This is a genomic window from Streptomyces sp. CC224B, from assembly GCF_030010595.1.
In the GTDB taxonomy this organism is placed as follows: Bacteria; Actinomycetota; Actinomycetes; order Streptomycetales; family Streptomycetaceae; genus Streptomyces; species Streptomyces longispororuber.
On record NZ_JASCXL010000190.1, the window covers coordinates 1 to 10,141 of the forward strand.

The window sequence follows — 10,141 nt, forward strand, 5'->3', positions numbered from 1 at the left end:
GACCATCTACCTGGCCGGACTCCACCTCGCCGCCATCTTCATCTGGTCCGCGCGGTGATCCGAAGGAAACGCCCTAGGCGCTGTGCCCACCCGTCCCGCCCAGCGGGACGATTGCCCACAGCGGGGAAGGTGGAGTGCAGGGCGCCCCGCCCCTGCGCTCGGCGTGGTCCCACCCGCCCGCCCCCGCCGTGGTCCCAGGCGGTGCCAGCCGCACGGCTGGACTTCAGGTCTGGCTTACCGGTGAAGCAGCACAGTGCGCTGTGCCCACCCCTTCTTCAAGCCCTCACCTCACCGCACAGGCACGCTCTGACAGCACCAGCCGCAGCACTCCGGGTCGGCTCAGGCGGACAGGGCACGGGCGACGACGGCGAGAAAGCGCTCCGCGTCGGGGCCGGGCTGGCGAAGCTGGGTGTTACGGGTGGGCGGGTGGGAGAACCGCCGCGGTAGCGGCGGAATGGGTACGGCGGGTGAGCGCTCCGCGTCGGGGCCGGGCCGGCGAAGCCGGGTGGTACGGGTGGGTGGGTGGGAGGGGCGCTGGTGACGACGGCGGGGAGGCGCTCTGCGTCGGGGCCGGGCTGGCGAAGCTGGGTGTTACGGGTGGGCGGGTGGGAGGGGCGCCGCGGTAGCGGCGGGAAAGCAAGTGGGGCGGTGGGGGAGGCCCAGCCTCACCCACCGCCCCGCCGCATCGAGCCGAAGGCTCCCCGCGTCGAGCCGAAGGCTTACAGCCCGTACTTGGCCCGAGCCTCCTTCACCGCAGCCCCCGGCACCTCCCCGCGCCGAGCGAGCTGCGCGAGCGCCGCGACCACGATGGACTCGGCGTCGACACCGAAGTGGCGGCGGGCCGCGTCCCGCGTGTCGGACAGGCCGAACCCGTCCGCGCCCAGCGACGAGTAGTCCTGCTCGACCCACTGCGCGATCTGGTCGGGCACCTGCCGCATGTAGTCGGAGACGGCGAGGACGGGCCCCTCGGCGCCCTGCAGGGCCTGGCGTACGTACGGCACGCGCTCCTCGCCCCGCAGCAGCGCCTCGTCCGCGTCCAGGGCGTCGCGGCGCAGCTCCGTCCAGGAGGTCGCGGACCACACGTCGGCGGCCACGCCCCACTCCTCGGCGAGCAGCCGCTGCGCCTTGAGGACCCAGTGGATGGCCGTACCGGAGCCGAGGAGCTGGATCCGCGCGGCGTCGGCGGCGGGGGACAGCCCCGCCGACTCGGCCGTGTTGAAGCGGTACAGGCCCTTGATGATGCCCTCGTCCACGCCCGCGGGCTTCGCGGGCTGCGGCATCGGCTCGTTGTAGACGGTCAGGTAGTAGAAGACGTCCCGGTCCTCGGCGGTCTCGCCCGGCTTGGCCTCGCCGTACATGCGGCGCAGGCCCTCCTTGACGATCGCGGCGATCTCGTACGCGAACGCCGGGTCGTACGACAGGGCGGCCGGGTTCGTCGCGGCGATCATCGGCGAGTGGCCGTCCGCGTGCTGGAGGCCCTCACCGGTCAGCGTGGTGCGGCCGGCGGTGGCGCCGATCAGGAAGCCGCGGCCGAGCTGGTCGCCGAGCTGCCACATCTGGTCGGCGGTGCGCTGCCAGCCGAACATCGAGTAGAAGATGTACAGCGGGATCATCGGCTCGCCGTGCGTGGCGTACGCGGTGGACGCGGCGATGAAGTCCGCCATCGAACCGGCCTCGGTGATGCCCTCGTTGAGGATCTGGCCGTTCGTGGCTTCCTTGTAGAACATGAGCTGGTCGCGGTCGACCGGCTCGTACGTCTGGCCCTTGGGCGAGTAGATGCCGAGGGACGGGAACAGCGACTCCATGCCGAAGGTGCGCGCCTCGTCCGGGACGATCGGCACCCAGCGCTTGCCGGACTCCTTGTCGCGGACCAGGTCCTTCAGGAGCCGGACCAGCGCCATGGTCGAGGCGACCGACTGCGAGCCGGAGCCCTTGTCGAAGGCGGCGAAGGCCTTGTCGGCGGGGGCGGGCAGCGGCGCCACGGCGTGCGTGCGGCGGGCCGGGGCCGGGCCGCCGAGGGCCGCGCGGCGCTCCTGGAGGTAGCGGACCTCGGGGGAGTCGGCGCCGGGGTGGCCGTAGGGGACCACGCCGTCGACGAACTGGGAGTCGGAGATCGGCAGCTCAAGAAGGTCGCGCATGTTCTTGAACTCGTCCGTCGTCAGCTTCTTCATCTGGTGGTTCGCGTTCTTGGACGCGAAGCCCTCACCGAGGGTGAAGCCCTTGACGGTCTGCGCCAGGATGACGGTCGGCGCGCCCTTGTGCGCGAGGGCCGCCTTGTACGCGGCGTACACCTTGCGCGGCTCGTGGCCACCGCGGGAGAGGTGGAAGCACTCGAGGATCTTGTCGTCGCTCAGCAGCTTCGCCATCTCGACGAGCGCCGGGTCCTTGCCGAAGAAGTCCTCGCGGATGTACGCGGCGTCACGTGTCTGGTACGTCTGCACCTGCGCGTCCGGCACCTCGCGCAGCCGGCGGACGAGGGCGCCGGTGGTGTCGAGCGCGAACAGCTCGTCCCAGGCGTTGCCCCACAGCGACTTCACGACGTTCCAGCCGGCGCCGCGGAACTGGGCCTCCAGCTCCTGCACGATCTTGAAGTTGGCGCGCACCGGGCCGTCGAGGCGCTGGAGGTTGCAGTTGATGACGAAGGTCAGGTTGTCCAGACCCTCGCGGGCGGCGAGCGCGAGGGCCGCCGTCGACTCCGGCTCGTCCATCTCGCCGTCGCCGAGGAACGCCCACACGTGCGAGGCGGAGACGTCCTTGATGCCGCGGTTCGTCAGGTAGCGGTTGAAGCGGGCCTGATAGATGGCCGACAGCGGGCCGAGACCCATGGAGACCGTCGGGAACTCCCACAGCCAGGGCAGCCGGCGCGGGTGCGGGTACGACGGCAGGCCGTTGCCGCCCGCCTCCTGGCGGAAGTTGTCCAGGTGCGTCTCGTTGAGCCGGCCGTCGAGGAAGGCGCGGGCGTAGATGCCGGGCGAGGCGTGGCCCTGGATGTAGAGCTGGTCGCCGGAGCCGTCGCCCTCCTTGCCGTGGAAGAAGTGGTTGAAGCCGGTCTCGTACAGCCAGGCGGCGGAGGCGAAGGTGGCGATGTGGCCGCCGACGCCGTACTTGGAGCCGCGGGTGACCATCGCGGCCGCGTTCCAGCGGTTCCACGCGGTGATCTTCCGCTCCATCTCCTCGTCGCCGTCGATGACGGGCTCGGCGGCGGTGGGGATGGTGTTGACGTAGTCCGTCTCAAGAAGCTTGGGCAGCGCCAGGCCCGCGCCCTCGGCGCGCTCCAGCGTGCGGCGCATCAGGTACGCGGCGCGGTGCGGCCCGGCCGCCTGGGTCACGGCGTCCAGGGAGGCCTGCCATTCGGCGGTCTCCTCCGGGTCGCGGTCCGGGAGCTGGTCGAGCTCGCTCGGCTGGATGCGGGAGGGGTCGGTCATGACGCCGCCTTCCTGAGTCGGAGGGGTTCCCGTGCCTGAGTCGGGCGGGGTCCCTTAACGGAAAGGGTCGGGGGTGCCCTTGGTCTTTGGCAGGACAGGGCGCGGGGCTCGGTGGAGCCCGTCGACGACTGTAAGCCCGCGATCGATGATCGATCAAAGCGTTGAGCGGAAAACTTCGCTGTACAGGCAAAAGTAGGCACAGGGTGCCACAGTGCGGGGCACCCGGTGCCTTCATTTCGTAGGATACGCGCAGGTGAGACCACCTTTGAGCGCGGTTCGCACGGAATGAGCGGCCGTTCCGCCGAAGCTGGGTCACCGCGCTGCCGCCTGGGCCGAGGCCCCGCAGGGGGCGGCCCGGGCCGAAGGCTCCGCACGGCGGCGGGGGGGGGGCGGGAAACATCACGCCCCGCGACCCGCCCGGAGGCCTACGCGCCGCTGTCCGGCCGCGGCGCGCACCCCAGGACGTGCGCCTTCACCAGCTCCGCGATCCGCGGGTCCCGCGCCTGGAACGCCTGGACGAGGGCCTCGTGCTCCTCCGCGTACGACTGCTGCACGGTGCCCAGCCAGCGGATGGACAGGGCCGTGAAGACCTCGATGCCGAGGCCCTCCCAGGTGTGCAGCAGCACCGAGTTGCCGGCGGCCCGCACCAGCTCGCGGTGGAAGGCGACCGTGTGCCTGACCTGCCCGGTGCCGTCCTTGGCCCGGTCCGCCTCGTACAGGGCGGCGACGTGCGGCTGGAGGGCCGAGCAGTCCTCGCCCAGGCGGTCGGCGGCGAGCTCCGCCGCGATGGCCTCCAGGCCCGCGCGGACGGGGTAGCTCTCCTCCAGGTCGGCCGCGGTGAGGTTGCGTACCCGTACGCCCTTGTTGGGGGCGGACTCGATCAGGCGCAGGGACTCCAGCTCCCGCAGCGCCTCGCGCACCGGGGTCTGGCTGACCTCCAGCTCGACGGCGATGCGCCGCTCCACGATCCGCTCACCCGGTTTCCAGCGACCGCTGACGATGCCTTCCACGATGTGCTCGCGAATCTGTTCGCGCAGCGAGTGAATGACGGGGGCGGTCATGGAGGCTCCTCAGGCAGGACGTGGCCCGTGGGTGTCGGCAGGCCCTTAGACAATACGGCCGCACGGCACCCGGGAAGCGGCCGGAGCGTTGCGGCGGCAGGTGAAGCTCGTAACAGCGGGCCGCGGCTCCCGCCCGTGCGCGGGACAGGGGCCAGATCCAGCCGTTCGACGCTCCCGGCCCCGGTACCCCTTGGGGCGCTTCGCACCCGCAACTAGAGTCACTGACGTGCCGCGCGGGACGGCACGGCCGACGGGATGCGTACGGCGCCGGCACCTTGCAAGCCAGCCGTCGCGGCACGGGCTGTGGTGACACGGCCTGTGGTGACACGGGGGAGCGGATAGTGACGCACAAGGATCTCGCGGCCGACCACGTCGACCTGACCAAGCTGGCCGACGAACTCGACGACATGCAGGAGTACCTGAACCGGCAGGTCAGGCGCATGGACGGCGTCGTCGACGCGATCGAGGCGGGTTGGCGGGGCCCCGCGGCCCGCGAGTACCGGAAGCTCCACCGGTCGGCCGCCGAGGACGCGGTCCGCATCCGGGAGGTCATGCGACGGCTCGAACAGGCGGTACGGCTGAGCCGGGACGGCTTCACGGACCTCGAGCTGGAGCTGATGTCCCGGTTCAGGGAGGTCCGGGTCGATGTCGCGGCCGAGGCGGACCAGCTGTCCACGCCGGTCGGGACGGACGCCTCGGCGCCGCCGCGGCCGCCGAGCGGTCTCGACAGCCTGTGACCGCGGCCGCGGGGCCCGCGGCCATCCCGACGACATCAGCCGGACCAGGGGGCACCTATGCCGGGCGGCAACGCCGACGAAGAGCACATAGCGGTCACGTTCGCGACGCTGGAGCAGTTGGCCGGTGAGCTGGAGGACATCCTCCGGTTGCTCAACGGAAGGCTGGAAAACCTCTATACGCGACTCGTGCCCGTGGTCGCCTCCTGGCAGGGGGAGGCCCGCGAGGCGTTCCTGCGCGAACTCGACACCTGGGACCACTCGGCGCGGGACCTGGAAGCCGCGCAGAAATGGCTGCACGAGGTCGTCACCGGCGGCCACCGGAGCTATGCCTCCGCGCACCAGGCGGTGCTGCGCGGCTGGGGCGGCGCCTGATGGGGGACCGGCGGCCCACGGACGAACAGCGCAGACAGGAGCAGGCGGCCGCGCGCACGCCCTCGCCCAAGACCGCCCCCGGCGGCTTCGACGTACAGCCGCAGCACCTCTACTACACCTCGCTGGTGGTGCGCGACGGCCAGTTCGCCTACGACAAGGGGGCGACGGCGCTCGTCACCACCCTGAACACGTACAGCCAGTCGGCGGGCACGGGCCGGGGCGCGGACGCCTTCTCGGCGGCGTACAAGACGGTGACCGAGAAGTTCCTGGAGCTGTGGGCGAAGAGCGTGGTGAGCGTGGGAGGCGTCAGCGTCGGCCTGACGGACACCGCCAACAAGTACGCCCAGGCCGACTGGCAGGCGCGCCGGATGCAGGGCCTGCCGCCGGTCCAGAGGCAGCCTCCCGCCGTCATCGACAAGCCGCCCCGCTACGGCCCGGTCAACGACATCAAGTGGTCCGGCACGGGCGAGGACGCGGACTCCTGGGAGATCTCCGGGGTGCTCGGCGAGGTGCCGGACTTCCTCGCCGACGTGATCAGGCCCGCGATCGAGCACGGGCTCAGGCTCGGCAAGATGCACGAGATCACGCCCGGCGCCCGGGAGGACGAGTTCAGGGGCATGGCCGTGGCCTGGCGGGCGGTCGCGAAGGACGCGAAGGCGGCGTCGGACGACTTCAACAAGGCCATCAAGTTCATCACCAACAGCCAGGGCAACGACGAGTGGCAGGGCGCGATGAAGGCGTTCTGCCAGACCATCTGGGGCACCACCGAGTGGGGCAGGACCTACGACGCCCAGGGCAACCGGGCCTCCATGGGCCGTAGCTGGAAGACGAACCGCCAGGTGGCGCCCGCGAAGCAGCGGCCCGTCATCGAGGTCCTCCGCCAGACCGCCGACACCGTGCAGGAGGCCCTCGACCACCTGGCCCAGGTGGCCGTCACCAGCCGGGAGACCAAGACCCGGCTCGCCAAGGAGGCCGCGCAGGCGACGGTGAAGGACCTGACGACGGGCCTCGACCCGCTGGAGCTGGCCCGGCTCGCGGCGACCGCCGCGTTCGGCGAGATCGTCATGACGTTCCGCTCCCACATGGACAGGGCCGCCGCCGACGCGGTGGTGGACTCCTACCACCAGGCCTTCGACGAGGCCGCGGCCAAGCTCAAGGCCCGGGAGACCGAACTGGACGAGGCGCTGCTCAGCGTCCCCACGTTCCGCGCGGAGGAGGCCCGCGCGGAGGCGTACGGCGCGCGTTCCCTGAACGAGTTCAAGAAGGAGCACAGTTGGCAGCGCCCGGAGAGCCCGGTGCCGTACAAGTACAGCCTCGATCTGGCGACCGAGGAGGAATTGTACGGTGGTCACAGCGTGGACAAGCATGTCGGCAAGACGGATATGCAGTTGACGCAGCGGTTGCGGGACCAGGCGGATGGATCGGGCAAGCCGGATATCCCCGGTGCCTCTACCTTCACCAACCTGGAATCGGCACAGAAATATACGCAGTACAATATCCGGGCGAACTCCGCAGAAATCGACAAGTGGCTTCAGGGTAATCCACCGCATCCCTCCAAGAAGGGTTTCTCGGTGGCATCGGTCAATGACGGGAGTCTCGCGGTTCCGCCTGTCACCGGGCGTATCGCGAAAGTGGTGAACAACCACCCGACGCCACCGAGGGACGCCAACGGAGTGGAGACGGTGCTCAAATACGAGCCGAGGCTGGACCCGCCCTTCGTCGTCCTGACGTCCATGCCCAAATGATGTGCGAGGAGACAGCGATGGTCGAACCGGACGAGCGTTCGTGGGCCGAGGCGATCGGGGCGTACGAGTCCGGACGCCGCATCATCAAGGTGACTCGCAGGGAGCACGAGGACTGGGCCCTGGATGTACATACTCTGATGAGGGGAGACACGCCGGACGCTCGTGGCTGGGCCGTGCTGGACTCCTATGACGCCGAGGACGAGTTCGACCGGCTCGATGACCCGTTCTACCCCTTCACTCTGCTGCCGGACGACACCGAGAAGGCAGCGGAACTCAGGCTCCGGCTGCGGGAGATTCCACGTTCCTCCGCCAAGCGGTTCCTGGTGGTGCTGACGACGCTTGGGCTCAATTTCGCGAGAGATCCAGACTTCGAGGAACGCAGGCCCGGACTCGAAGAGCAGGTGGATGTCATACTGTCGCGCTTTCCGGAAGGTTCCCGCTTCTATGTCAACACGGGACCTGAAGACGCTGCCATGGATTACTACCAGCAAGTACCCGGCTGCTGTCCCCTCACCGATTACGACTGGGAGCTGGGCATGATCCTCGTCTCCGAGACAGAGGTCGGGATGGTCTGGGCCTTCCTCCCGCTGTGACCCACTCCGAAAAAAGGAGCCCCGTGCGCACCCGTACCGCCACCTACCCCGACCGCGAAACCGCCCAGTGGGCCACCCAGCACGTGGTCAACCGGAACGAGCAGGTGATCCACCGCTGGCTTGCGCAGTCCACGCGGCGGCGGCTGGTGATCGAGGCCGCGTGGCCGTCCCGGGAGGAGGCCGTGGGGCGGGTGCTGACGCAAGGGATGATGCTGGCGGGGCGCGGGGCCGTCGACGTGCGGGCCGCCCGCGTGGTGCTGCGCCGGGAGCCGGCGGCGGCGCACGGGTTCGCCGTGCACGCCAGTTTCCCCCTCTACGTATGAAGGCGGTGGACCGACCGTGGCGCTGACACCCCTCGCACACGACCGCAGCTACGGCGAGCTGGACGAGGTCCTGCGCGCCTACGTCGGCCAGGCGGCCGACGACACGCGGGAGGAGCCGAGCGCGGCCCTCACCGCCTATCTGCGGCACACCTGGCACACCCGCCCCTGGGCGCTCGCCGTCGCCGAGAGCCAGCTGCGGGAGTACGCCCGTACCCCGCCGGGACGGCTGCGGGTGCGGCTCGGGGAGTTCTACGCCCTGCCGGACGTCGGCCCGGCCGACGCGGACGTCCTGGACTGGCTGGCGCTGCTCGCCGACCACATCCGGCGCAGCGTGGAAGAGGGCCTGGTGCCGGCTCCGGGGAGCCCCGCCACGCACTGGGAGTGGGGCGCCCGCTTCCCGGAGCTGGGGCAGTTCCTCGGCGGCTGGTTCTCGCAGGACATGCCGGACGAGTTCGACGGGCACGAGGCGGCGGTGGACGACTACGCCGCGACGACCGACCGCCGGCTCGTCGCCCGGCTCGTCGGGGAGATCGGGGAACTGCTGGCCCTGGGGCTCGACGAGGCGGAGTACGCCGTCGGCGTCGCCGAGCTGGGCATGGAGGTCGAGGTTCCGGCCCCGTACGGCCCGAGCGGCTGGCTGGCGCTCGTCGCCGCCCGGCTGACGGCGCCCGACTGAGGTGACCGAGACCGCTCGACTGAGGTGACCGGCACCGCCCGACTGGGGCGCCCGGCTGAGGTGATCTGCGGAGCCCGGGCAACGCGTACGGCCCCCGCCCGGGACACTCCGGGCGGGGGCCGTACGCGTACCGCGCAGGGGCCTTACAGGCCGAGCTCGACCTCGAACTCGCCGGCCTCCAGGATGGCCTTGACCGTCGTCAGGTAGCGGGCGGCGTCGGCGCCGTCCACCAGGCGGTGGTCGTAGGACAGCGTCACGTAGGTCATGTCGCGCACGGCGATGGTCTCGCCGAGGTCCGGGTGGTTGACGACCACCGGGCGCTTGACCGTGGCACCGATGCCCAGGATGGCGACCTGGTTCGGCGGCACGATGATCGTGTCGAACAGCGCGCCGCGCGAGCCGGTGTTGGAGATGGTGAAGGTCGCGCCCGACATCTCGTCCGGGCTGATCTTGCTGGTGCGGACCTTGGTGGCCAGGTCGGCGGTCGCCTTGGCGATGCCGGCCAGGTTCAGGTCACCGGCGCCCTTGATGACCGGCGTCATCAGACCCTTCTCGGAGTCCACGGCGATGCCGATGTTCTCCGAGTCGAAGTACGTGATGGTGCCCTCGTCCTCGTTGATGCGGGCGTTGACGACCGGGTGGGCCTTCAGCGCCTGCGCCGCCGCCTTGACGAAGAACGGCATCGGGGACAGCTTGACGCCCTCGCGGGCGGCGAACGCGTCCTTGGCGCGGGCACGCAGCTTCATCAGCTTCGTGATGTCGACCTCGACCACGCTGGAGAGCTGGGCCTGGCCGTGCAGCGCCTTCATCATGTTGTCGCCGATGACCTTGCGCATGCGGGTCATCTTGACCGTCTGGCCGCGCAGCGGGGACGCCTCGATGGCCGGGGCCTTGGAGGCTGCCGCGGGCGCCGACGCGGCCGCGGGAGCGGCGGCGGCCGGGGCCGGGGCGGCCTTCGCGGCCTCGGCGGCGGCGAGCACGTCCTGCTTGCGGATGCGGCCGCCGACGCCGGTGCCCTTGACCGAGCCCAGGCTCACACCGTTCTCGGCGGCGAGCTTGCGCACCAGCGGGGTGACGTACGCGCCCTCGTCGGCCGGGGTGGCCGGGGAAGCGGGAGCGGCGGGAGCGGCGGGAGCGGCGGGCTGCGCCGGAGCGGCCTGGGCCGGGGCGGGCTGCGCCGGAGCCGGGGCCTGGGCGGCGGGGGCGCGT

At 70.9% G+C, this 10,141-nt stretch carries 9 protein-coding genes; 6 read left to right on the top strand and 3 right to left on the bottom strand.

The annotated features are described in order from the left end of the window. Window positions 1-719: 719 nt before the first annotated feature. Window positions 720-3,425 carry a pyruvate dehydrogenase (acetyl-transferring), homodimeric type gene (gene aceE / locus QK440_RS39895; protein ID WP_282798166.1) on the bottom strand — a complete coding sequence of 902 codons (2,706 nt, stop codon included), beginning with the start codon at window positions 3,423-3,425 and terminating at the stop codon, window positions 720-722. A gap of 425 nt (window positions 3,426-3,850) precedes the next feature. Next, window positions 3,851-4,486: a GntR family transcriptional regulator gene (locus tag QK440_RS39900; protein ID WP_282798167.1), complete on the bottom strand. Its 636-nt coding sequence runs from the start codon at window positions 4,484-4,486 to the stop codon at window positions 3,851-3,853. Between the two features lie 341 nt (window positions 4,487-4,827). Here QK440_RS39900 and QK440_RS39905 point away from each other — a divergent pair, with 341 nt between their 5' ends. Genes QK440_RS39905 through QK440_RS39930 form a run of 6 tightly spaced genes read left to right on the top strand, consistent with a single transcriptional unit; the run spans window position 4,828 to window position 8,932 of the window. Continuing rightward, on the top strand, window positions 4,828-5,223 hold the full coding sequence (locus QK440_RS39905; protein WP_282798168.1) for a WXG100 family type VII secretion target: 396 nt from the start codon (window positions 4,828-4,830) through the stop codon (window positions 5,221-5,223). A 57-nt stretch (window positions 5,224-5,280) separates the two neighbouring features. Beyond that, a complete protein-coding gene (locus QK440_RS39910; RefSeq protein WP_282798169.1) occupies window positions 5,281-5,595 on the top strand; it encodes a WXG100 family type VII secretion target in 315 nt (104 codons plus the stop codon). Beyond that, window positions 5,595-7,340, top strand: a complete 1,746-nt coding sequence (locus QK440_RS39915) for an RNase A-like domain-containing protein (protein WP_282798170.1) — start codon at window positions 5,595-5,597, stop codon at window positions 7,338-7,340. The genes QK440_RS39910 and QK440_RS39915 overlap by 1 nt, the downstream gene beginning before the upstream one ends. Window positions 7,341-7,357: 17 nt before the next feature. Beyond that, complete coding sequence (locus QK440_RS39920; RefSeq protein WP_282798171.1) at window positions 7,358-7,933, top strand: hypothetical protein; 576 nt, start codon at window positions 7,358-7,360, stop codon at window positions 7,931-7,933. Window positions 7,934-7,956: 23 nt separating this feature from the next. Then, the gene (locus QK440_RS39925; protein ID WP_282798172.1) at window positions 7,957-8,256 is read left to right on the top strand and encodes an RNase A-like domain-containing protein; all 300 of its coding nucleotides are present in this window, start codon (window positions 7,957-7,959) and stop codon (window positions 8,254-8,256) included. 16 nt (window positions 8,257-8,272) lie between these two features. Next, on the top strand, window positions 8,273-8,932 hold the full coding sequence (locus QK440_RS39930; RefSeq protein WP_282798173.1) for a contact-dependent growth inhibition system immunity protein: 660 nt from the start codon (window positions 8,273-8,275) through the stop codon (window positions 8,930-8,932). Window positions 8,933-9,075: 143 nt separating this feature from the next. On the opposite strand, the gene sucB is transcribed toward QK440_RS39930, so the two are convergent. Next, window positions 9,076-10,141: 2-oxoglutarate dehydrogenase, E2 component, dihydrolipoamide succinyltransferase (gene sucB, locus QK440_RS39935; protein ID WP_282798174.1), on the bottom strand; the 1,066-nt coding region annotated here is incomplete at its 5' end.

What these genes read in the sequence shown, in the direction of transcription:
- aceE (WP_282798166.1), bottom strand. Translation starts at nt 3,425, where the DNA reads ATGACCGACCCCTCCCGCATCCAGCCGAGCGAGCTCGACCAGCTCCCG.
- QK440_RS39900 (WP_282798167.1), bottom strand. Translation starts at nt 4,486, where the DNA reads ATGACCGCCCCCGTCATTCACTCGCTGCGCGAACAGATTCGCGAGCAC.
- QK440_RS39910 (WP_282798169.1), top strand. Translation starts at nt 5,281, where the DNA reads ATGCCGGGCGGCAACGCCGACGAAGAGCACATAGCGGTCACGTTCGCG.
- QK440_RS39920 (WP_282798171.1), top strand. Translation starts at nt 7,358, where the DNA reads ATGGTCGAACCGGACGAGCGTTCGTGGGCCGAGGCGATCGGGGCGTAC.
- QK440_RS39915 (WP_282798170.1), top strand. Translation starts at nt 5,595, where the DNA reads ATGGGGGACCGGCGGCCCACGGACGAACAGCGCAGACAGGAGCAGGCG.